General features: G+C 32.8%; 22 protein-coding genes and 1 riboswitch. Of the genes, 9 read left to right on the forward strand and 13 right to left on the reverse strand.

The window, feature by feature from the left end; genetic code table 11:
• Positions 1-79: 79 nt before the first annotated feature.
• The 3 genes from ACWGOQ_RS02990 to ACWGOQ_RS03000 form a co-directional block, all read right to left on the reverse strand.
• Entirely contained in the window at positions 80-1,264 is a 1,185-nt protein-coding gene (locus ACWGOQ_RS02990) for a hypothetical protein (RefSeq protein WP_452057068.1), read from the reverse strand.
• 54 nt (positions 1,265-1,318) lie between these two features.
• On the reverse strand, positions 1,319-2,488 hold the full coding sequence (locus tag ACWGOQ_RS02995) for a DegT/DnrJ/EryC1/StrS family aminotransferase (protein ID WP_452057069.1): 1,170 nt from the start codon (positions 2,486-2,488) through the stop codon (positions 1,319-1,321).
• Positions 2,489-2,633: 145 nt separating this feature from the next.
• Positions 2,634-4,442, reverse strand: coding sequence for a T9SS type A sorting domain-containing protein (locus ACWGOQ_RS03000; protein WP_452057070.1), 1,809 nt, complete (start codon positions 4,440-4,442; stop codon positions 2,634-2,636).
• Positions 4,443-4,651: 209 nt separating this feature from the next.
• Here ACWGOQ_RS03000 and ACWGOQ_RS03005 point away from each other — a divergent pair, with 209 nt between their 5' ends.
• Entirely contained in the window at positions 4,652-5,899 is a 1,248-nt protein-coding gene (locus ACWGOQ_RS03005; protein ID WP_452057071.1) for a 3-deoxy-D-manno-octulosonic acid transferase, read from the forward strand.
• Here ACWGOQ_RS03005 and ACWGOQ_RS03010 read toward each other — a convergent pair.
• Entirely contained in the window at positions 5,896-6,552 is a 657-nt protein-coding gene (locus ACWGOQ_RS03010) for a DUF2461 domain-containing protein (protein ID WP_452057072.1), read from the reverse strand. The two genes, ACWGOQ_RS03005 and ACWGOQ_RS03010, sit on opposite strands and share 4 nt — an antisense overlap.
• Before the next feature lie 226 nt (positions 6,553-6,778).
• Between ACWGOQ_RS03010 and ACWGOQ_RS03015 the strand changes: the two genes are divergently transcribed.
• The gene (locus ACWGOQ_RS03015; protein WP_452057073.1) at positions 6,779-7,066 is read left to right on the forward strand and encodes a hypothetical protein; all 288 of its coding nucleotides are present in this window, start codon (positions 6,779-6,781) and stop codon (positions 7,064-7,066) included.
• A gap of 77 nt (positions 7,067-7,143) precedes the next feature.
• Here the strand turns inward: ACWGOQ_RS03015 and ACWGOQ_RS03020 are convergent, their stop codons facing one another.
• The 3 genes from ACWGOQ_RS03020 to ACWGOQ_RS03030 form a co-directional block, all read right to left on the reverse strand.
• Positions 7,144-7,758 carry a deoxynucleoside kinase gene (locus ACWGOQ_RS03020; RefSeq protein ID WP_452057074.1) on the reverse strand — a complete coding sequence of 205 codons (615 nt, stop codon included), beginning with the start codon at positions 7,756-7,758 and terminating at the stop codon, positions 7,144-7,146.
• A 6-nt stretch (positions 7,759-7,764) separates the two neighbouring features.
• Positions 7,765-8,550, reverse strand: coding sequence for a hypothetical protein (locus ACWGOQ_RS03025; protein WP_452057075.1), 786 nt, complete (start codon positions 8,548-8,550; stop codon positions 7,765-7,767).
• Positions 8,551-9,038: 488 nt separating this feature from the next.
• Complete coding sequence (locus ACWGOQ_RS03030) at positions 9,039-9,335, reverse strand: hypothetical protein (protein WP_452057076.1); 297 nt, start codon at positions 9,333-9,335, stop codon at positions 9,039-9,041.
• A gap of 267 nt (positions 9,336-9,602) precedes the next feature.
• On the opposite strand from ACWGOQ_RS03030, the gene ACWGOQ_RS03035 reads away from it, so the two are divergent.
• The 6 genes from ACWGOQ_RS03035 to ACWGOQ_RS03060 all read left to right on the forward strand — a co-directional run bounded on the left by ACWGOQ_RS03035 (position 9,603) and on the right by ACWGOQ_RS03060 (position 14,934).
• On the forward strand, positions 9,603-10,709 hold the full coding sequence (locus ACWGOQ_RS03035; RefSeq protein WP_452057077.1) for an alkene reductase: 1,107 nt from the start codon (positions 9,603-9,605) through the stop codon (positions 10,707-10,709).
• A 944-nt stretch (positions 10,710-11,653) separates the two neighbouring features.
• On the forward strand, positions 11,654-11,824 hold the full coding sequence (locus tag ACWGOQ_RS03040; protein ID WP_452057078.1) for a hypothetical protein: 171 nt from the start codon (positions 11,654-11,656) through the stop codon (positions 11,822-11,824).
• Positions 11,825-11,939: 115 nt separating this feature from the next.
• Positions 11,940-13,139, forward strand: a complete 1,200-nt coding sequence (locus ACWGOQ_RS03045; RefSeq protein WP_452057079.1) for a hypothetical protein — start codon at positions 11,940-11,942, stop codon at positions 13,137-13,139.
• A gap of 628 nt (positions 13,140-13,767) precedes the next feature.
• A complete protein-coding gene (locus ACWGOQ_RS03050; RefSeq protein ID WP_452057080.1) occupies positions 13,768-13,899 on the forward strand; it encodes a hypothetical protein in 132 nt (43 codons plus the stop codon).
• Between the two features lie 12 nt (positions 13,900-13,911).
• Positions 13,912-14,421, forward strand: coding sequence for a DUF302 domain-containing protein (locus tag ACWGOQ_RS03055; protein ID WP_452057081.1), 510 nt, complete (start codon positions 13,912-13,914; stop codon positions 14,419-14,421).
• A gap of 90 nt (positions 14,422-14,511) precedes the next feature.
• Complete coding sequence (locus tag ACWGOQ_RS03060) at positions 14,512-14,934, forward strand: DoxX family protein (RefSeq protein ID WP_452057082.1); 423 nt, start codon at positions 14,512-14,514, stop codon at positions 14,932-14,934.
• A 121-nt stretch (positions 14,935-15,055) separates the two neighbouring features.
• Here the strand turns inward: ACWGOQ_RS03060 and ACWGOQ_RS03065 are convergent, their stop codons facing one another.
• The 6 genes from ACWGOQ_RS03065 to metK form a co-directional block, all read right to left on the reverse strand.
• The gene (locus tag ACWGOQ_RS03065; RefSeq protein ID WP_452057083.1) at positions 15,056-17,956 is read right to left on the reverse strand and encodes a patatin-like phospholipase family protein; all 2,901 of its coding nucleotides are present in this window, start codon (positions 17,954-17,956) and stop codon (positions 15,056-15,058) included.
• Between the two features lie 71 nt (positions 17,957-18,027).
• Positions 18,028-19,062: a hypothetical protein gene (locus tag ACWGOQ_RS03070; protein WP_452057084.1), complete on the reverse strand. Its 1,035-nt coding sequence runs from the start codon at positions 19,060-19,062 to the stop codon at positions 18,028-18,030.
• Positions 19,044-19,487 carry a hypothetical protein gene (locus ACWGOQ_RS03075; RefSeq protein WP_452057085.1) on the reverse strand — a complete coding sequence of 148 codons (444 nt, stop codon included), beginning with the start codon at positions 19,485-19,487 and terminating at the stop codon, positions 19,044-19,046. Before ACWGOQ_RS03075 ends, ACWGOQ_RS03070 begins: the two co-directional genes overlap by 19 nt.
• 248 nt (positions 19,488-19,735) lie before the next feature.
• A complete protein-coding gene (locus tag ACWGOQ_RS03080) occupies positions 19,736-20,086 on the reverse strand; it encodes a hypothetical protein (protein ID WP_452057086.1) in 351 nt (116 codons plus the stop codon).
• Between the two features lie 197 nt (positions 20,087-20,283).
• Positions 20,284-20,646: a hypothetical protein gene (locus ACWGOQ_RS03085; RefSeq protein WP_452057087.1), complete on the reverse strand. Its 363-nt coding sequence runs from the start codon at positions 20,644-20,646 to the stop codon at positions 20,284-20,286.
• Between the two features lie 173 nt (positions 20,647-20,819).
• Complete coding sequence (gene metK, locus ACWGOQ_RS03090; RefSeq protein WP_452057088.1) at positions 20,820-22,076, reverse strand: methionine adenosyltransferase; 1,257 nt, start codon at positions 22,074-22,076, stop codon at positions 20,820-20,822.
• A gap of 373 nt (positions 22,077-22,449) precedes the next feature.
• Positions 22,450-22,555: riboswitch (SAM riboswitch) on the forward strand.
• A gap of 122 nt (positions 22,556-22,677) precedes the next feature.
• Here metK and ACWGOQ_RS03095 point away from each other — a divergent pair.
• Positions 22,678-23,967, forward strand: a complete 1,290-nt coding sequence (locus ACWGOQ_RS03095) for an O-acetylhomoserine aminocarboxypropyltransferase/cysteine synthase family protein (RefSeq protein ID WP_452057089.1) — start codon at positions 22,678-22,680, stop codon at positions 23,965-23,967.
• Positions 23,968-24,048: the final 81 nt, after the last annotated feature.

The raw sequence follows: 24,048 nt of genomic DNA on the forward strand, positions 1-24,048 counted from the left end.
TCAATAAGAAAAAAACGATTGTTTTCTTTGATGTACTTAATAAATTTAGAAAACGGAATTTTCTGATCACCAATAACAACTACTCCTTTGACGTCGAACCAGTCATTTTTTTTTTGTTTTGAATCTCGATCTCATGTGCATCAAGATTTACCGTTCTATTTTCTACATCGGGTAGTTTGATCTCAAACCCTTCTTTTTTCAATTCGTTTAGGTTGTTATGTACCCAATTGAAAATTGCTAATGGGTCTTCAGAACCGTCGATTTCCAATAATAGGTTCGTGTTCATTACTAGACCTTTTGATTCTAGCAGTTTAATAATTTCTTTTTCAGCTTTAGAATCTCTCTGTGTTTGTGTGATCTGGATTTCTTCATTTTCTTCAAAATATACGTCAGATGAAGTTTTTTTGATACTATTATAGTCAAAAGTAGCTTGGTCATAGTTGAAGATTACTTTTACAACATACTTTTCTTTTATGAAATCTTTAATAATTTCGATTCCATAAGATGCTATGTTTTTATCAATTAAAATTTCAAAACCATTGGCTATCACATCTACATTTTTAATAACGGGTACGATTACTTTAGTAAGATAGGTTTTAATATGTTTTTTGGCAATGGTAATCTTTTCTTTACTGAAAAAAGGTTTTAATTTATTGGCATTTAGGTTGTTTATGTGATAGATAGATTTATCAACTACGATCCAGGAAGGTTCATTAAGTAATATCTGAATGCTATGATTTTGAGGAATTATAATCTTTTCTTTCTCTTTTAAAGTAAAAGCATACTCAATACCTTCTGCTGTTTTAGTAAATTCTAAAATCGGATTAAGAGTACTGTCACCAATGGATAACCTGTGTACCTCAAATGGATCTTTTCTTTGTGCATTGTGAATAAGAGCATACTTGTTTTCAATTAATAATGCATAAAAAACAGAAAGCTTTTTATGCACATGGTTGATCACTAACTCTTTAATTTTAGGTTCTTTCAGGATATCCTTTATGCCAAATGTTTTTCGTTTTTTGGCTGGTCTGAATTGTTGTTCTAATATAGGGATTTTCAGACTAGCACATATTTCTAGTAATTGCTCGTGTGGTGTTTCTATATAAGGTATTTTGAAACTTGCCAGCGTCTGAGGAGTTGCTTGTTTTTCGACATACCCTAAGCGCTCATCATTTACAGGTACAATATACGCTTCTGGTAGTGGAGGAATGCCAGGTAAATTATTATGATCTACAAGATTATAACAAATACAAAATGAGTTCATTATAAGTGTTTATAAGTTGTTTGTTAGTTGGTTTAAGCTAAGTAGCTTTTAAATTTATTTTGTAATAAAATCAATAATATTTTTTGTAATAAAATTGATTTGCTCATCATCCAATTCGGTGTGCATTGGTAATGAGATTACTTCTTTTACTAGTTGATTTGTAACCGGAAAATCTGATTCATTATAACGGTCATCTTGATATGCTTTTTGGCTATGTAAAGGAATAGGGTAATAAACTCCGCAAGGGATTCCTATATCCTGAAGATGACGTACTAAGTCATCTCGATCTGTGTGAACGATACGAAGCGTATACTGATGAAATACATGACAGTTACAAGTGTTACAAATTACATCCTCTCCAGTGCCACAGCTATTTCCTTTAACTTTTGGCGTTATTATATTGGCGATTCCTTCAAAAGCTTTGTTATACCTTCTTGCTGCGGATCTTCTGGCAATATTATATGAATCAAGATGTGGTAGTTTAGCTCTCAGCACGGTAGCTTGTATAGAATCTAATCGAGAATTTACACCTACGACATCGTGATGATAACGTTCATACATTCCATGATTGACAATTCCGCGAATGGTATGTGCCAGATCATCGTCATTCGTAAAAATAGCACCACCATCACCATAACAGCCTAAATTTTTGGAAGGAAAAAAAGAAGTGGAAGAAACATGACCAATGGTGCCTGTTTTAGCAACTTCTCCATTTTCAAATTTATAGCTAGAACCGATACCCTGCGCGTTATCTTCAATTACATACAAATTATGCTCTTTGGCGATAGTCATAATCTCATCCATATTGGCAGCTTGTCCAAATAAATGAACAGGAACGATTGCTTTTGTATTTGGTGTAATTGCTTTTCGAATAGCATCCGGATCTATATTAAAAGAATCCGGTTCTACATCCACTAATACGGGGGTTAGTTGTAGTAATGCAATTACTTCTACAGTAGCCGCAAAGGTAAAATCTGCCGTAATGACTTCATCCCCTGGTTTTAGACCTAATCCCATCATTGCTATTTGCAAAGCATCTGTCCCATTAGCACACGGGATCACATGTTTTATACTTAGATATTCTTCTAGTTCTTTTTGAAAATTATGTACTTCTGGGCCATTGATAAAAGCTGTAGATGAGATAACGTTAAGAACAGCTGCATCCACGTGCTCTTTTATGTGTTGGTATTGACCCTTTAAGTCAACCATTTGAATCTTCTTCATAGGATGAGTTTTGTAACCCGACGAAAGTACAAAATAATGATGCGAATGACAATGTGATCCCAGGTTTTGATCTACTTTTTATTAACGAATATGATCAAAAAGGTATCACATTGTCAAAAGCTTTTGTTTTCAGATATTTATAATCTTATTCTTTTACAAATTTTATAGTTTTTATACCATTAACCTGTAACAGATATATGCCAGGTGATAAGGACAGTAGTTTTTCAGAGATATCATACGTCTGTTTTTTGTTTGGAGTGACAACAAAATTCAATATCTTTTTACCTGTAATATCATATACATTTAGTGATAATTTGTCAGAAACATCATAGCCTTTTAGAGATAATAGTGCTACGTTTCTTACCGAATTAGGAGTGATCTGTATTAATTTCTCCTTCGTATCAATAATATCTATACGTGCTTTTGTACGTAACGCTTTATGAATATCTCCAACAACAAATCCTGAAATGATGTTTCTTTTAAAATTACCCTTGCTTTCTGAGGTAAGAAATAAACTATAAATCCCTTCGGCCAAATTTTTTGTATCAAAATAAAAACTACTATTTTTTTTATCGAACATAATGATTTCAGGGTCATTTTGTAAAGGGGTTCCATCAATTTTAGAAGTTTTGATGATAATCCCTCGTGTTTCGGTATTTAAAAGTAGCTCGTCATTTTTTTTGTCTGATAGAACATCCACTTTTAATATAGGATGGTCTTCTGTTACTTGATGTTCTAAAGACATGGTGATTCCATTATTTTGTTTGATAAATCCAGCAAAACGAGACGCGCTTTTTAAATCGATATTTGTTGAAGAAAAAGGAATTACTGTTTTGTGATCCTGATCACTATATGTTTTTGAAATGTTTATTTGTTTTTGACTTCTGTCAAAAGCCTGAAATTCTGCGGTTGGGTTTTCATGAATGATTTCAGCAACTGCAATAGTTGCATTTTTATCCAGCGTAACCTGATCATACTCGTTTTCAGAATGTATGATGTAATAATTACTGGTAGTACGATAGTTGTCAGAAATTTTGGTATCTAAAGAATGATTACTTTTTTGAGAACGATTTTGTAAATATGGTTTTACATAAGGCCAACTAAATTGACCTAAACTAACATCAATATGATCGAAAAAAGCACGATAATCATTTTTTCGGAACACATATGTTGCTCCGGGTCTTCGTGTACTTCGATAGGAAGCCACACCATCATTTACTCCCTGAACCGGAAGTAAAATTCCGCCAGTAGTCGTAAATGCAGCTCTTGCCAGGAGATTAGATCCGTTAAAATAACCAGAAGCTCCTAGTACTATAAATTTTTCAGGTTGGTTATTCGTATTATTATCCAAATAGGTTCGTATAACATCTCTGCAATAATACGTAGTTGATGTTCGTGCTCCTTCGTTTAGGCCAGTTAAACGCCAAGCCCAGTTTAGCCAAGGCATCTGAGAAATATCGGCTAGATAGGTTCCCCAATAAGGTGTGCCTAGTGCGAAAACCTGTCGTACTTTATCTTTTTTTCCATACTGGATCATCGCCGCTTCCGCAGCTTTTCCTCCGTTGCTATGTGCTATGATATAGACGTCAGGAACATCAAACTTGGTTGTAATAATATCAATTGATTCCGCTAGTAATTCTCCGTTAACCCATATGCCACCACCTCTGGTAGTCGCAACAAAAACGGCTTGATACCCTTCTTCATAGGTTCTTTGGTAAAAAGAGTTGTCGAATAAAAACTGATTTTGATTGAGATCAATATACCCATGATTAAAAAGAATCACTTTTCCATTATAATTTGGTGGTGTAGCACCATAATGAATAGTAGACTTTAAAAGAGGGCCGATAAAAAACGGGCTTAGGTTATCTGGTTTTGGAAGTTGTAGTTCCAGAAAGTTTTGTGAAAATAATATTGCGCAAGAAAATAATGTAATTAACGTAAATTTTAATTTCATAATATATGAGTTTGTGTGATAATAGGTGTTAATTTAACAATTTTATTGAATTAATTTTGATAAAAATGTAAAATTCATAGCGTTTTTTTACTAAAAATAGAGTTTGATGAATTTTTTACGAATTAGATAAAGATGTTTTTTTGGAAGTAAATTTTGACGGTTTTTTTATCCAAAGAGCCGTATTTTAGCAGCATATAAAATCAGAACTCTTGAATTTTTTTTATAATCTTCTTATTTCAGTATTCAATACATTGCTTCCTGTTGTCGGCACGATAAACACCAAACTTTCCTTATTTGTAAAGGGAAGAAGAACGGTTTTTGATGTATTAGAAAGGAATATAAAAGCAAGTGATCAGGTGATATGGTTTCATTGCGCTTCTCTAGGAGAATATGAGCAAGGAGTTCCTGTGATGGAATTAATTAAAGAAAAGTATCCTGCTCATATAATATTAGTTACATTTTTTTCTCCTTCAGGATATGAGGTGAAAAAGAATAGTACACTGGCCGATTGTATCGTATACCTGCCAATAGATACGAAAACAAATGCGAGAAAATTTGTAAAGTTGGTACATCCCAGTCTGGCAATTTTTGTAAAGTATGAATTTTGGCCTAATTATTTAAATGAGTTATATGCTAATAAGATTCCTGTCACTATTATATCTGCGGTTTTTAGAGAGGATCAGGCATTTTTTAAATGGTATGGAGGTTTTATGCGAAATGCTTTAAAAAAAGTAGCTCACTTTTTTGTACAGGATGCTATTTCTCAAAAACTATTGGATCAAACAGGTTTTACGAATGTAACAATAAGTGGCGATACCCGTTTTGATAGAGTTTCGCACCAGATTGAAATGGATAATCATGTGGATTTTATTTCTGATTTTATTGGTGATCGAATGTGTATCGTTATTGGTAGCTCCTGGCCAGAAGATGAAGAGGTGTATTTGGATTTTGTAAATCAAGCTCCCGAAGAGATTTGTTTTATCATAGCCCCACATGAAATAAAGGGTCATAGTGTGCAGAAATTAAAGCAAAAAATAACTAAAAAAATGATACTTTTTTCAGATAAAGAAGCAAAATTTTTGCCTGAATATCAGGTGTTTATTGTAAATACCATTGGTTATTTGTCTCGTGTGTATAGTTATGCAGATATTGCTTATGTAGGTGGTGCAATGGGAACTGCAGGATTGCATAATATACTGGAACCTGCAACTTTTGGAATACCGATAATTATTGGTCAGAACTTTGAAAAATTCAGAGAAGCCAAGCAACTTCAGAAATTGGCTGGGTTGTTTTCTATATCCAACTCGTCAGAATTTAGTCAAATTATTTACAAATTAATAAATGATAAAAGATTCCGACAACAAACTGGCATGATCGCCGGACATTTCATCAATAGTAATACTGGTGCAACAGATATGATCGTTCGGTATTTGATGAAGAAATTAGATATAACCTAAACGGTTATTGCCTTATTGAGATACCTTCTAAACGGCAACATTTCTTTATAAATAGTTATTATTTTTTCTTCAAAATTGTCTTGCATTACTTCTTCTTGGGTCAAACGATGTTCTACGGCAAAGGTTTTATGCCGTAGCAAATCGATATAGGGATGATCCTTAGAAAAACCTTTGGGCGATGTAGTGAGCTTTTCTTCGGTCTCGATCAGAGCTCCAAAAGTTTCCTTAAAACTCTTTTTATGAACTATATTCAGAAGCTCTTCTCCGTTATAATCAATGGCTTCTCTTATACTTTTTAGAATTTTATTTTTTGGTTTCCAGTAACCCCCAGCGATAAAGGATTCAGAAGTTCCTAAATGAATATAAAAATCGCCTTGTTTATTTTTTTGATCTAGACCTGCGCCAAAGTGATCTTTGTAAGTAGGTTTGTTAGGATGGTATAGTAAGTTGTTATTAATACGATTGATTGCTTTGTTACCAGGAGTATCATAGTAGTCAGGATCAATAGCAGATAGTTTTTGATTCATGTCATTTAGCCATCCAATATACCAATCCCGGACTTCATGATATTGTTTTCGATTAGCATCCATCCATTCTTTATGGTTGTTTTCCTGAAGATCTCTGAGAAAATCGTATAATTTGTAGAAACTCATCTGTTATTTTTATTTGCAAAATAAGATCTAATAGGAAGAATAAATAATCTATCTCCAAATTTGTTACTGATTTTACGATCCTTCTCACAGGAAATGTAACATAAATATCCGTAATTCTTTATGTTAAAAAAATTAAGACTTTTTGTGAAAACATTACCAAGGTAATAGAAAATAGCTTCATTAGAATACCGTTATAGCTCTATAATAACAACTAAAATTTTATATTATGAAAAAAGTAATGTTAGCCTTAGCGTTTTTATTTACTTTAAATGTAATGTTTGTTTCTTGTAGAGATACAAATAAAGAAACAGAAAATGCCACAGAAGAAACCAGCGAACTACAAAAAGAAGTAGAAGAGGCTGCTGACGAAGCTGTTCAAGAAGCAGCCGAGATTGAAAAAGAAGCAGAACAGGCGGTTAAAGAGGCTGGAGAAGAGCTTGATACATCGTTAGAAAAAGCTGTAAACGAAGATGAAAAAGAGGAAACAGAAACTGAAGGAGCGCAAAAATCGTAAAAGTTTATAAGAAAAAACTTGCTCATTTAAGTTGCAAAAGAAGAAGGCCTTTCAATATAGAAAGGCCTTTGTTAATTTTAAAATAATCCGTTTAGTTCTGCATCGATGCGGTTTATAATTTTTCCAAGATCCTCAGGGTTATCTACAAAATTAAGATGATCTACATCTACGATAAGCAGATTGCCTTTATCATATTCGTGCGCCCAGGCTTCATATCGTTCATTTAATCGGCTGAGGTAGTCAATACTGATGGTGTTTTCATATTCGCGACCTCGTTTATGAATTTGTGAGACCAGGTTTGGAATACTACTGCGTAAATAAATGAGTAAATCAGGACCTTCTACTACACTCTCCATTAGGTCGAATAGTGACTTGTAATTTTCAAAATCACGATTGGTCATTAATCCCATAGCGTGTAGGTTTGGTGCAAAAATGTACGCATCTTCATAAATGGTTCTGTCCTGAATAATATCTTTACCACTTTCCCGAATTTCTAGAATTTGCCTAAATCGACTATTAAGAAAATAAATCTGTAGATTAAAGGACCATCGCTCCATTTTATTATAAAAATCCTCTAGATAAGGATTTTCCAATACATCTTCAAATTGGGGCTCCCATCGATAATGTTTGGCCAATAGTTTGGTCAATGTTGTTTTTCCGGCACCAATATTTCCTGCAATGGCTACGTGCATAGTTGATTAATTTTTTTGGGGTGTTAGATCAAAACTGTAAAGCTTACTTTGGTCGTAAATATAAAGGATTTCATTAGTAACATAAAACTGTTTTATAGGAATTTCAGGAAGATTTATTTTTTCTGTTTCTCCCGTCTTTGTAGTCCGATAGTATAATCCATCTTCCTTTAGAAGGATCAAATCATCCTGAGTAATTCTCATATCTATAAATCCTTGGTTCTCAGATCTACCTAATAAACTTCCATAAATATTGAATTGCGAAAGTGTCTCTGAAGTAAGTATCCAACAATAATTAAAATTACTACGCAGCTTTATCGGAAGTTCTGTAATAGGTTGTGTAGTAATCATTGTTTTATTAGAATTTGTATTAAATAGTTCTAATTGCTGTGTGTTATTATCAAAAAGCCAGATGCTATTGTCGTTTGCAGGAGAAACGAAAGAGACGCTTTTAAATTCATTAATAGAATTAAAATTTATCCTGTTTATCTCGGATAAATATTTATCGATTAAAACCAGCGTATTCGAGGTTTCGTAAAACAAAACAATTTTTAAGGGGTTTAAAATAGACACTTGGGTAAGTTTTCCTAAAATAAAATCCCCGAACAGCCACTCTTGATTATTCCACTTTTTATAGAAGATATTATCCTTAGTATAATATATCGCACCAAATGAGTCTATCCCTATAAATTTATCCGTTTTCAATGCGATAGCTTCTTGTTCAGTTACATTTCTCTGAGCAGTACTGTGATGCATATATCCACATAAGATTAAAAAGAAGATCACATTTTTCATAAACCAGCAAAGTACAAAATCCGGGTTTAACAAACTAATTTGTAGCTAACCGCGCTGATCTTTACAATCCAGATGGTACTGTCTTGTGATTATATTCTTTATAAAAAGTGGCAGTATAATCATTTTTTACAAAAAAGTAACAATCAGAGGTGTCAATCGAATGGTCAATGATACTTACTTTTAACGAAGTAAATTTTTCAAGTTTGCGTGTGACTATTATTATAGTACGAAAAGATTATGCATCATCTTATAATTGATATAGAAGCATCGATTTTGTGTCTTTGATCATATTTTTAACATCAGTATATATAAAAAAAAATAAATTTGTGATGGGATTGGTAAAAAAATGGTATAAAGCGAAGATGCTACACTGTTTATCACCGAATAAATTGAAACAACGACAGCGTTTAACTTATATACCCAGAGGTCTCTCTGATTTAGAAAGACCTTTAAAGTGTATTACTATTTCATAACTTTGATACATGTGTTTACTTATTAGGATGAATAGAATCCTGAGATTTCTCTAAATTTTCATTTCCGGTTCCTCCTTGACTATATAACTGATTTTCTTCATCTTTTAATTTTTGACCAGTTTTATCTTTTGGCAAAGTTCTTCCGGGAACGTCAAGTTCTTTGCCTGTAAAATCAACTGAACGTTCTCTATTTCTCAACTCGTGATCCTGACCTTTTCCGGTATGAAGGTTTCCAGCCTTATCTCCTAATACTTTTTTGTCCTGCTCTGTGATTTCGGGATTATACGCACTCTTCTTTTTTTCTTTCATCATATGTTGTTTTTATTCTTACAATTAAAACAGAATTTTAATATTTTTTTATCGCTATCCATCAAAATATTATTGCTAAAACAAAAGTATGCTCTGATATTTTTTTCCCTCAATTTTTTAAACATTTGAGTTAACATAAATATGATTTGAACACAATCTTCTTCTGAATAGAAGCGTACTTTAAAGTGTAAATTATGAAGTAAAATCTTTTGAAAATTTATAAATCAAAATATTCTACAATATAGTATAATCAAAAAAAAAGCGATAGAAATGAAATTATTAGAAACTTATAGAATGGGAGACTTGGAGCTTCCTAATAGAGTAATTATGGCTCCAATGACCCGAAATAGGGCTGCAAATAATGAAAACGCAGCTACCGAGCTGCATGCAGAATATTATGCACAAAGAGCGACTGCCGGACTTGTCATTACAGAAGGGTCACAGATATCTAAAAGAGCGGTGGGATATGTGCATACTGCCGGAATACACTCACAGGAACAAGTAGCAGGATGGAAAAAAGTTACGAAACAAGTGCATGATGCTGGAGGTAAAATATTTATTCAGTTATGGCATGTCGGCAGAATATCACATCCAGATTTTCATAATGGTGATTTGCCGCTAGCTCCGTCTTCTATTAATCCTAATGCACAGGCTTATACGGCAGACGGTTTTAAGGATACAGTAACACCAAAATCCATGACATTAGAAGAAATTAAAGAGACTGTAAATGATTTCCGTTTGGCTGCAAAAAATGCTGTCGAAGCTGGATTTGATGGTATTGAGATTCATTCGTCCAATGGATATTTAATTCATCAATTTTTTAACCGTACTAGTAATACCCGAGAGGATCAGTATGGAGGGAGTAAAGAGAATAGAGCTCGCTTCTTTTTTGAAATTCTAGATGCAGTAAAACAGGTAATTCCAGAAAACAGAATTGGAGCAAGATTTAATCCATCGCTACATGGAATTTTTGGAATGACTATGGACAAAGAAACTATTCCTACGTTTGATTATATTATAGAACGCATAAGTAAAGAATACGATTTAGCATACATCCATTTATCGGAACCCTTTAATGATGTATCCGATATTTCGTATGCTGAGCAACATATTGCCAAAAGGTATAGACCCAAATATAAAGGGACACTAATAATCAATTCAGGTTTTGACCGGGATAAAGCGGAAAAAGTATTACAAGATGGAGATGCGGATTTAGTGGCTTTTGGTAAATTATATGTATCTAATCCGGATTTAGTTGGGCGATTCAGAGAAAAAATCGAGCCTGCAGATTGGAATGAAGACTTATTTTATACGCAAGGGGAGGAAGGATATACAGATTATGATGCGGTAACAAGAGATTTAATCCCAAATGAATAAAGGAAAAATGCAAAAATTGTCATGGATACTGAAACAATTAACAGATTCGAGACAATGAATCCAGCCAACGGCCAAGAAATAAAAGTCGATAGACTGGCTCTTTGATAGTTTTTAACTATCCAGTGGTAAGAGCAAGAAAATAAGAGTAAAGAACCAGTTACAATGATTTGTAACTGGTTTTTTTATAATTAGAGTATGCCTTTCATAATCAATTGGAATGGTATAGCAGTTAGATTAAGTAAAAACAGTTTTTAGAAGATAACAGAAAAGTAGTCACCCTGCCACAGAACCCTCAGTCTGCAACTTAATAACGAATCTTTTGGATACCGAAAATATCCGTAGATATAGCTTTAACGAATTATTTAATAGTACTTCAAGATATGCAGTACAACTAAGATTCTGGATTTTAACTAAAACATATAACTTGTAATTATGATTATCTCTAGCAAATAATACCTTGGTTACGTAGTACGTAGATGTACTCAGATTTCGCCTTGTTTTTAACACCCATTCATCATAAAAGAAATAATTATCTAACTTAAACTCTTTTCACGGAAAACAGTGTAATACTTATGTTCTTTTTAATTTAAATTTGAATTCATCTTATGTTGCTCAACAGCATATATGATGAAATCTATCAATCTAAAATATTTTAAAGCTAATCTTAAAGAAAGTATTTTTGATAACTATGATGAAGATTGTTGTTTTGCGGAAAAACAGATGCGCCAAAGGTAGAACCGAATGATTTCAATATCATCATATCAAAGTAAGTATGAAGGGGAAACAGCTTGTTAACAATGTTTTATGAAAAAAAGTGTCGTTTTGAACATAAAGTAGAAGAACATCTTTTTTGCTTGGATCGTTCTAAACTTGAAGAGTTAAGCAATACCCCAGCATTTAGAGCTTGGTAAGGGGCAAAGGGGTTGGTACACTGCAATGATTTTATGAAGTTTATTGGAACTTGGGAACATCAAGATTTTGTAAAACAGGAGGCAGATACTGAAGCCAATAGTTTTTATTATCAAATCTGTTTGTACGAAGGTGATGATCTCTATCATACTCAATTTGGTCCTGATAAGTCAACATATGCCGAATGTACTTTTTATGATTTTTGAATGTACTGTTTGTAAAAAAATAGGGTATATCCATAATCCATAATAAGGAAAGTATATTAAAATCTAAGTTTGAATAATTAAAAATAGTTGATAAAAAATCAACCACTTGAGTTTTATGAGTAAAAGAACAATACCATACATTCTGTTAATGATTTTACTTTTTTCCTGTGCACAAAAAACGGAAAGTAATGATAAAAAAAAACCTGCTTCTAGGTCTTCATTAAAAGCTCACGATCCATTAAATAGAGAAGACTCAGTTAAAAATACAAAATTAGAAAGTGTAACTGATAGCTCAAAAAAAATGAATGATATATATCATACAGATCATACCGATTCTATAATTAAACTAGATACGATCCACGCTTTTTTGAAGGAGGTTACTTTGCATGTAAATGTTTTTTTTTCTCATAAAGAGGGTGAAAAATATAGTAAAATCCCTTTTCTTTTAAAAAATGACAAATTGAGTTTTAGAGCTGATCAGTATCCTGATCAGTTAGTATTTAGAGAAATTCCTAATACCATAGATACCTTACAAGTCATTACAGGTGCACCTAATTGTCCTAATGATTGCCTAGAGGTTATAAAAATTCAAACCAAAAATGGGATTGAAATATTTCATGAATTAAATTATCTTGATGAAAAAGTTGTTCAACAAGGAGTGATCGACACGATATTAGAAAAAAGGGGGATGAAGATAAATGATATTTATCGTGATGAATATATAATTTCTAAGCTTGATAATTGGAAAAGTGAGACAGAGCTATCAAAAAATATAAATCAAAATTACGTATTAACTACAAATTTAAAATGGTTGAAAATCCCTGAAATTAGTTCAATTAAAAGAGAAGTAGATATGGAATTAAAGAATTTTGTACCGTTGGATTCGCTACAAAAAATATACCAACACAAAATGATGCCTCAAAAAAATGTAACATTTGATAATTTACTTTCTGAAGAAGAAGCAGGATACGCTCATAGTGGAGGTTTTTTGAGTAAATTAGATTCTAATATTATTTTACGAATTGATAGTATCGATATTATTTATATCTCTGCAAAAAATGAATTGTACCCGGTATCTTGGATAAGAGACTATACACAAGTCATTGACGAAAATGAATATCCTTTTGACGACAATTATGTTGCTTTTGAGAACGAACAATACAAAATAAATAAATGGGATGATAACACTAAGATAAATTTATTCCATAATAATATGCCCACCGGAAAATATATCGTGTTGTATGAAGTAAAGCTAAAAAATCCTGCTGTATATATACAATCACCATTAGAAACGATAAACTATAAATTTTTTTAAAAGAGAGGTTCAAAACGTTAAAAAACATAGTACAGCGAATAAATAGAGGTTGGTTTTTATAAGAAGCAGGTATATTTTATAAAGAATTATAATTATTGAAAATTTAAGCTCAGAAACGAATAAACTTTTCAGTATTTATTTAGTCTCGAACAAAATTACATTCGTACCAGTTTCTCTGCCAACACTACGTTAATCTTAAAACGGAATTAGAACTTGTTTTGGTTTCAAGTTATTTTTAAACCAAAAGTAATTTAATTTAGGGAAATTATACTACTCTTTTTAGGTGTTTGTTGATTTCGTGTAATACCACAACACAAAAGGAAGGTATTCAGGATGATGTTAAAGGATGGTAGATTATGTATGCAAATGATAGTGATGGTAATCCTTTGTCTGGCGATATAAATGACTTAAAAAAGCATGTCATCAGGGATGCGAAATACGAGTTGGATGGGAGCAGTATAGCGTGTATAAAAAGGGTGGTTTAAAGAGAGTTTTTGACAAGTAATAAAGAATACGTATATGCTCAGTTGTCCAGAATTTTTGGAGCAAGCAACCATCCAGAGAGCAAGATCATATCAATCTTGTAAAAACTCACTATTGGCATTCTGTTTTAGGAACTACCGGAGAAATGACACAAGTATATCTGGATCATGTTGGAGTAGATAAAAGTGATGAGTTTAGTGACAATGTGAAAGTTATATGGTATATTAACAGCAATAATTGTAAGTATAAACATAATGATAATCAGGTGTTATACTAAAATTGATTCAAAATGAGAAAATTGATTTTTAGCTTTCTATGTATATCAACCTTGATTTCCTGTAATCAAGTCGTGAAGGATACGTCTAATTCACAAAAAGAATTAGAGCGTATGGAAATTTCAACAAAACAAGGAATTATAACGAAAGAAAGCAACAAAAATTTTGAAGATACATATAGTGCACTCATCGATGTAATCCAAGATAATCCAAACCTGAAAATTATTGCAGAATTAGACCATCAAACAAATGCAGCTTCTGTGGGATTAGAATTAAACCCAACAAGAATTGTTATGTTTGGAAATCCAAAATTAGGCACACCGTTGATGCAAAATGCCCAATCAACTGGATTAGATCTTCCTCAGAAAATTATGGTTTGGCAAGATGGTCATAATATTGTTAGAATTTCCTATAATGATCCATTGTATTTACAACAGCGTCACGGAATTGAAGGAGCTAGTGAAATCCAAAATAAAATAAGCGCAGCATTAGACAAAATAACTTCTGTCGCTGCTGGGTTGTAACTCAATTTAATGACTGGTTATTTAGTTTATATTTTTTATCACATTAAAAATCAGTATCTTATAGTGGTCTAATCAATACATGTTTTCGTTATGCCAACTATAAAGTCGTTAAATAAATGGGCGAATGCCCATACGTATTATCCGTTAGATCTTCTTAGAATTGCATTAGGTGTATTTTTATTCTTAAAGGGAATAAATTTTATCAGCAATAGTCAGATATTAGTAGACCTGTTAAAACCAGTTCAGAATCTTGCAGGTGGTATGATCGTCATCCATTATGTAGCTCCAGCACATTTAATTGGTGGAATTCTAATCGCTTTTGGTTTATTGACCCGCTGGTCTGTTGCCGCGCAATTACCTCTCTTAATTGGTGCGATCCTTATTAATTTTGTTGGAGAAATGAACGTAGCGAATTTGGTTATTGCCAGTGTAGTATTTCTATTGTGTATCTTTTTTCTATTATACGGTTCCGGAAAACATTCTGTAGATTACTACCTAAAGATGCAACAATGAAAAGAATGACTTCAAGAACAAATTTGTAAACAGAAAATCCAATATCAATGCTGGATTTTTACTTTAATAGGAATACCATTTGAAACAAAAATGCCTGATTATTTCTGAATTAGATATAGGATTATAGAACTATTTCACGTTGTAGTTTTTTATCTAGCGATTCCGTTTGTTCTTTAAAGTACCATCCTTCTGTTAATTTTTGTAGATCAATTTCCAGTAATGGATTTACATGATAATTAATATTTTTTAGGGAGTAATGCAGCGTAGTCGATGGATCATTAATCGCATTGTTCAGTAACGGCAGATTAACTTTGTCAATCCGCATTTCTGTGATAATATCAGTATAATTCTTTTCAATTGCGATGCGTTTGTTTTCTGGGTTTAAGTTACCATCGATATCATTAGGCATTTTTACTTTACCAGAAAGGGATAACCCCAGTCGTTGTATCAATTGAGAGTTGATTTTTAAAGATATGGCATTTTGGGATATGGTATCAGGAGAAATAGCGTTCTCTTGTTTAATATATTCTAATAGTGACACCTGAAAATAGTATTGATATCTAATTTTATGATCAAAACTTATGATCTTATGTACTATTGCTTTTCGTTTTTTTATTTTCTGATCAGAACAGCGTATAAGAAGCGTCCTATTTAGTTCTGTATCACTAAGTATAGAGATTATAACAGGTTCTAATGGTAAGTAATTGATTTGGTCTACACTTTTTTTAATCAAATTTCTTACAATATTAGACCCACGCCACGGTGATTTTTTAAAAATAGCACGAGTAAATAATCCAATAGAAACGAATGGCATAGCTACAGCACCCAATAAGGAAGTTGCAACAAATGGAACTTTGAGTAGAATAAATTTCAGGTATTTATTACTTAATAAAACTCCTTTTACCCGGGTTATGGAAGGGTTAAAAAGATGGTTTTCTAATTCTGTTGCATATTGCTTTCCATCATTAAAAAACAGAATATTTTTAATTTTATCCGTTAGTTCATTCTCAATTTGCTTTAATACTTGATTTGCGATAAAAGGGCGATTAGGTCTAAATCCCCCAGTATTTGCTCTAAGCGATAAAAGTGTGCTTAAACGAGCAAATTCGAAGGCATATTTTCGGGCTTTTAACGAAGCAAAACCTCCAAATGCTTCAATCTCACTTCCTGGCAATTCTATGGTGTCCAGATTTTTATTTATAGGAAGAATAGCCGCGCGAAACGCATTTTCATTCTTACCGTCGGTGTTCAGTGCAAAATCAGCAATCACTTTAAAAACTGTTTGGGCAAAACCATTTTTATCTTCTTTACTTACTAAGTTTAATATTTTGTAGGCATCATCAATTTTAAGAGTTTCTGACTTTTTTATTTTATTGTCGATCAATACCTTTAGTTTTGTTAGGTCTTCTTTAAGTATTTGAAGACAAGCCTTCTGATTACCGTCTTTGTCTTCACAGTTCTTTTTGATTTCGGCTAAAAAATATTCCATAGGATCTCTGGTTCCCAAAGAGATTATGCCATTAGTTAAGTTTTTTGCAATTTTGTTGAAAGCAGTAGCGATAATCTCAATATTCAGATTACTACTCATATCGGTATTAGCGTCCAGATAATTAAAAATTGTTTTTCTTAGCTCAAAATTTTCTTTTATATCAATTATTTTGTGTTCTTCTTTGATACTTCCTTGATTTGTGAGAACACCAAGAATACTTGAGGTATTTCCAAAGAGTTTGCCTAGTTCCTTTTTAAAAGAAACTTCATTATTAGTGACCTTAACCGGAGAGAAAGCAGAAACTTTAAATGAGTCGTATTGCTCTTTTCTAACGATAGGATCTACAAATAGAATCAGTCGTTCTTCATTTTCAGTAGCACGTCCAAAATCCTGAAAAGTCCCAATTTTAAAAGCTTCTCGAATAGGTTCATTATTAAAAGTTCCTCCATCAATATAAGGGAAATTAAAACTGCAGTAGTCTAACTTGGAATTATCGTTTTCTGCAAAAATACTGTTACAAATAAAATTTTCTTTATTTTCTGAACTCTTTTCTTGATATGCCACTATTTCTTTACGTATCTCATTAAATGATGACGGCCATTCTGTTTTAGTAAATTCTTGCTTATATCTTTTAAGAAGTACAGGTTCAAATGCGATTGGAAATGCTCCACAAGCCAATGCAGAAGCCGAAATAGTTGCCCAAGCTGATGTATCTGTCATATTAAAATGCGTAGGAATATTTGCATCGGGATTGGTGCAAAATTTTAACCATCTCGAGTCTGTTTCTTTATAATCATCAGCTATACTTTCTTGGTCAAAAACAAAATCTATGACTCTTAGTTCGGCATGATTTTTAGATCCTACAGATTTTAAAACATTTTTATTTAACTTATCCGTATGTATCTTACCGTTTCTGTTTAAATTAAGCTCTATCGGTAAAAGGTTAGTGAGTGAACAGGCAAAAATGACTCGTTTTGGATCTAATAACTGTCTTCTCGAAATATCGACACCATCGGATGCCATGAGATACTTTTTTGTTAAATCTTCTAATAATTTTCTATCTAATAAAGAGAATGATTCTGTTGGATTTGCAACATAATTCTTATGGGTTTTATGGCCAAAAAGTTTTACCGAGTCTACTTCTTCTACCCATAATTTATATTGAATTTTTTGAGCGAGTTGTAGCGCTTTTAAGGTCTCAAATTTTTTTCTGTGTTTTTCTGCTTTAGAGCGATCTCCTCCAAAATATGTTAGGATAATTTCATCCAAAAGATCATTTTCTGTAAGTTGATCGCTATACAGTGGTATCATAGCATGGTAATCAATAAGACATTTTAACATGATTGTTAAAGCAATTGCTCCTGCACTTGCTCCGCTCATTCCATCTACGATTACTTGATCATATTCGTTTTTGTCATTATCCTTTCCGTAAAGGACCAATAATTTTAATGCTTCAGTTAATGCTGAACCTGAAAAAGAGCCTAATGAAACTCCTCCTCCCATAGCAAGACAGACACGCAGTGTTTTTCCCATGATTTGTTATGTTACTTTTTTTAAAGTTATTTTAAAATCTTTGGGGAGGTTTGTTATGTTCTGGGGAGATATTATTTTTTTGCTTGACTAAAATTCCACTTAATACCAGGTTTCAATAGTACTTCTTCATCACCGGTAATATTATTGGTTTCCTTTTTGAGTGATACAAATAACGTAATACTTGGTATAAGATAAGCTTCTGCATACCCACCAAAATCGATACTTTCTTTCATACTGTCATGATAGATTTCTGCAGAAATAATTAGTTTCTTTCCATATTTTCGTAAAGCTATACCGCTAACCAAACCATCATTATCAGTAGTTTGTGGAGTCTGATCGTATCGATACATTACCATAGCATTAATACTCATGCTACTTCTTCCTAAATCATATTGTCCTACTAACCACGCTTGATGTCTATAGGTAACAATACTATCGGTTTTAAATGAATTATCTCTTGCTCTGCCTGCAATTGCGTAACCAAGCGCTAGAGAACCTCCTGGTTTATTTATATAACGTGTTTTGGCATTTATATATGCTTGTTTTAGTGCAGGATTATCTACAATGGTTCCCTGGTCGTTATCGTTCATCGGACCTGGTTCATCATCATCAGGAAGTAATGCACTATCAATATCTTTCCCTAATTGTTCGTCAAAAATAATATCCTTGCTATCAAATAATGTTGCTCGAATACCTCCGGAAAATAAAAGATCATCCGGAAAATTTACTGAATTAATAGTCGCAAAAGACAATTGAAGATTTGCTAGAAATCTTTTTCCATAACTATTCCTGTATTCTTTTACGCTTTTTAATCTTCCACCAAAAGTGAAATAAGGATTGAAATCAAGTGCTAATCCAGGACTTACTTCATTACCGCTTAAAAAATTACTGGCCAAATGTGTAATGATTTCTTGAGGAGTACTTGCGCGCATAATTGTAGTAGGGTTGGCATCCAAAACGGCAAAAGCAGGGCTTTCAGGAACATTGTAGTCTAATTTAAATGAGTAAGCATATTGATTGTCACCAGGTTGTTCGGTATCTTGAGAATATCCTATGAACATTAATAAGAATATAAATATGTGTGAACTTATTCTATATTTTTCCATAAGTTTGATGTTGAAATATGTTCTGAAATCAAATGCTTAAAAATAACGTGACTTCCAAATTTGAGTTGTTTTCCATCTGAACATTTAGGAATAAGACGAGAAGAATCTTTTTTCCAACGGTTTTTTCCATCCTGAATAATAGTAATACTAAATTCTCCACGAATAACATTGCTAATAGCAGAGCAAGTATTGATAGACCATGCAAGAGAATCATTTTCGATGTCATCAGGTTTTTCTAGAAGAATAAATTCATCAACTCCATCATCTCCTGTTATAACGTTGAATTTCTCTTTCTTTTCCCATTTTCCATTCTGAAGTTCCCATAAAATGAAAACAGATCCTGATCTAATGCCATTGTTGGCAGTTACTCTAACTTTTAGAGTGCCTCCATCCGGATCGATTAAACAATAGTTTGATTTTGGCATGATGGTACGGTTTTAAGTTGTTAACTTCCTGTTTCTTGTTGCCTGGGCATATATAAAATAATACCAAGTGTAACAAAAGAGATTAAATATTATTATAGCAAACTGTATAAAACAGATTCAATCTACAAATAAAATCCGAACCTAAATTACATTAATACCATAATATTTGTGACAGGTAAATACACCTATTTTCATTTGAAAACATTTTTTTTGGCACTAGGAGTTTTAATAATGGATTTAGAAATATGTTACCAATCGGTAATTCTTGAATTATTTGTGGGGATTTTTATCTCTAAATAAATAGTGTCCAATTTCTTAGTAGTATGAATACCATTCCTGCTACTTACAATTCTTTTTCTATTTCTTCGAATTTGTCGTTTTGTTTTTTCCCATTCCTTATCACTAAAATACACATCATTAATCATAGATAATTGATCGCTCTTTGAAATAGAAGTTATCGATTTATTTTCAGCTTGATTTACTGTTAGTTCTTTTTGATTGTTATTATCTTCTAATTTATTTTTGGTTTCGTAAGCTTGTCCGAATGCACTTTGACCAACCCATACCAAAACTAAAACTAAAACTATTTTCAATTTCATAACTCTTTATTTTATAATCGTTTGATTTACAGGGGCTAAATTAAGAGTTAATATAGAATGTTACCAGAGGGAAAACAACCCTTTTTATTTAGGATTTACCCCCTAAACTTAGAATTGTCTTCGTAAATGCCTTACATAACTCAAAAAAAGACTGCCACTTACGGCAGTCTTTTTCTATAAAATAAGCTATTACGGGTCTACCAACCAGATAGTTGCGATGAATCATGAAAACTAGGAGCTGTTAGAAAAATTGTATCCACGATTTTGGTAACACGAATTTCATTATTAGTATGAACTCTTTTCTTATTTTCCTGTATTTGCCTTTTTGTATTTATCCACTCTTCTTCAGTAAATGAAGTATAATCTTGGTTTATACCAACTTGACCAGGGTTTTCAATTATCAGCATATCTGCGGAAACAGAATTGTCTGCACTATAATGACCTTGTTCGATTTTGATATCAACTTGTTTAATGGATTTAGTGTGGTTTTTGTAATCCTGTCCGTAGGATAAACTAAGAACAAAAAAAAACGTAAAAGCGATTCCAATTCTTAATCTCATTTCGATAATTTAATTATTGATGTCAAAGATATTTATTTACATAACAGTTTCTTTAACAATTTAGTATTCGTAGGTTTTCTTATAGAATCTGACAATAAAATTAAATGCATTTTATACTAAAAATATTCTATAATATATTGGAGGCTATAAATTTACGCTAAATTAATGGTAAATTAGATTTGGAATGCTTTTTTTACCTGATCTACATAATCAAGTTTTTCCCAGGTAAATAATTCTACTTCTTTTTCTACTCTACCAGAATAAGGGCTCTCAAAAATTTTGGTAATAATTTTTGGCTCTTTTCCCATGTGTCCATAAGCAGCAGTTTCTTTGTATATAGGATTTCGTAATTTAAGACGTTCTTCTATTGCAGCGGGTCTCATATCAAATATTTTAGCTACTTTTTCTGCGATTTCTCCATCTGTAATACCTAAAGTACTGGTCCCATAAGTATCTACGAAGATAGAAGTCGGTTCTACGACCCCAATAGCATAAGACACTTGAACCAATGCTTCGCTGGAAACTCCAGCAGCAACTAGATTTTTAGCTATATGTCTTGATGCATAGGCTGCAGAACGATCTACTTTACTAGGATCTTTTCCAGAAAAAGCACCCCCACCATGGGCTCCTTTACCTCCGTAAGTATCTACAATAATTTTACGGCCGGTGAGACCAGTATCTCCGTGTGGCCCTCCAATTACAAATTTTCCGGTAGGATTGATATGATATGTTATCTGATCATTAAATAAATCCTGAACATATTTTGGTAATTGAGAAACTACTCTTGGAATTAAAATGGAAACGATGTCATTTTTGATTTTGGACAGCATCACGTTGTCATCAATATCAAAATCATCATGTTGGGTAGAGACGACGATGGCAACAATACGCTGCGGCACGTTATCATCACTATACTCTATAGTAACCTGACTTTTAGAATCAGGACGTAAGTAAGGAATTTCAGTACCTTCTCTTCTTAATTTAGCCAATTCCATAAGAATCTTATGAGAAATATCTAATGCTAATGGCATGTAATTTTCAGTTTCCTTGGTAGCATATCCAAACATCATTCCCTGATCACCTGCACCTTGCTCTTCCTTGGTTTCTCTATCCACCCCTTGATTGATATCTTGGGATTGTTCATGAATAAGTGATATTACACCACAAGAATCTCCACTAAATTGATAGGCTCCTTTGGTATATCCTATTTCATTAATTACCTCTCGAGCAATTTGTTGTACATCGAGATACGTTTTTGACTTAACCTCTCCGGCAAGGACTACTTGTCCTGTGGTTACTAAAGTTTCACAAGCAACTTTTGAATCTTTATCAAAAGCTAAGAAGTTATCTAATAAAGCATCACTAATCTGATCTGCTACTTTATCCGGATGTCCTTCAGAAACACTTTCCGAAGTAAATAAATATGCCATTCTTTGTTGTTTTTGTAGAATAAACTATAATAAATTGTTGAGACAAGATTGCAATAAAGAAGCTTTCGACCAGAACCGTATAATATCGAACTGCTTTAGCATTTGGTTGCTGAGGCGATACAATATTTTGTGATGAATACTACTATCTTCAGCTCTTTAGGGTTGCAATCAGTCAAATCTATCCCTTTTACTATTTCGGCAAAGGTAAAAAAAATGATAATATCCGAAAGTATTTAACGTATCATTAATTTTTTTCCAATAAAAATCTCTTTTTGAGGGTATTTTTTTAACTACGAACAATTTGCTTTAAAAATTGTTCGTAGTTAAAAAAAATATTACTAGATTTGTTCCGAAGTTTCTTATACATATTAGTAAGTTATTAAGAAAGGTGGAGGGAATAGACCCTATGAAACCTTAGCAACCCTTTATTCGTAAAGAAGGTGCTAAATTCTATTCGTCAGTGACGAAAAAGATAACTCGATACAAATTACACTGTTTGTAATTTTCGTTTCCTTTCTTTTTAATTTTCTATACCATACACCTTCAGAGTGTTTGATGTATTTGAATTTTATCAATTGTTTAAAATTTAAAACAGAGAATTATGAGTGCACAAAAATTTGCAACAGAAGCTTTACACGCAGGTCATGACGTGAAAAATAATGGAGGAACACGTGCAGTTCCTATTTATCAAACTACATCGTATGTGTTCAATAATTCGGATCATGCGGCTAATTTGTTTAATTTGTCAGAACCCGGCTTTATTTATACCAGGTTAAATAATCCCACTAATGATATTTTAGAACAACGACTAGCTACTCTAGAAGGAGGGATTGCCGCAGTAGTAACTGCATCGGGTACAGCTGCAATAAATACTACATTGCTGACATTGCTGAAGTCTGGTGATCATATTGTTGCTTCCAGTAGTTTATACGGCGGAACATATAATCTCTTAAGTGTTACACTGCCCAGGTTTGGAATCACAACAACGTTCGTAGACCCATCAAGTGCTGAAAATTTTAAAAATGCAGTACAAGAAAATACGAGAGCTTTTTTTGTAGAGTCTCTGGGTAATCCAAAGTTAGATGTATTGGATCTCAAGTCAATATCTAAGGAAGCAAATGCCTATAAGGTACCTCTTATTGTAGATAATACCGTGGCAACCCCGGCTTTATTGAATCCAATAGTATATGGAGCTAACATTGTTATTCATTCATTAACAAAGTATATTAGCGGAAATGGGACTTCTCTGGGTGGTGTCATCATTGATGCCGGAACTTTTGACTGGTCTAGCGGTAAGTTTCCCGAGTTCACAGAACCTTCTCCAGGATATCATGGGTTGGTATATCACGACGTATTAGGTCCAGCAGCATTTATAGCTAAAGCACGGATAGAAGGACTACGGGATCACGGAGCAGCATTAAGTCCTTTTAATGCTTTCCAGATTTTACAAGGCTTAGAAACGCTAGAAATCAGAGTAAAAAAGCACAGTGAAAATGCGTTGTCTTTGGCTACATGGTTACAAGATCAGAATGAGGTAGCGTGGGTTAAATATCCTGGGTTAGAGAGTGATCAATATTATAAACTTGCAAAAGAATACCTACCCAAAGGTCAAAGTGGTATCATAACTTTTGGAATCAAAGGAGGATTCGATTCTGCCAAAACTGTAGCTAACGAAACCAAAGTTTTCTCCCTACTTGCAAATATTGGAGATTCTAAGTCATTAATTATTCATCCGGCTAGTACTACGCATCAACAATTAAATCTCGAACAACAAGAGTCAACAGGTGTAACTCAGGATCTAATCAGGCTTTCTGTTGGTTTAGAAGATGTTGAAGATTTGAAAACCGATCTAAAAAACGCTTTTGTCAAAGTAACAGAAAAAGTAAAATAATCAAACATGTACACATAGAGTTTCTGGCTCGTTGACGACATATTCGTTAATGAGTTATAGAACTCTTCTGAAGTAACTTAA

Source organism: Aquimarina ulvae, assembly GCF_053613295.3.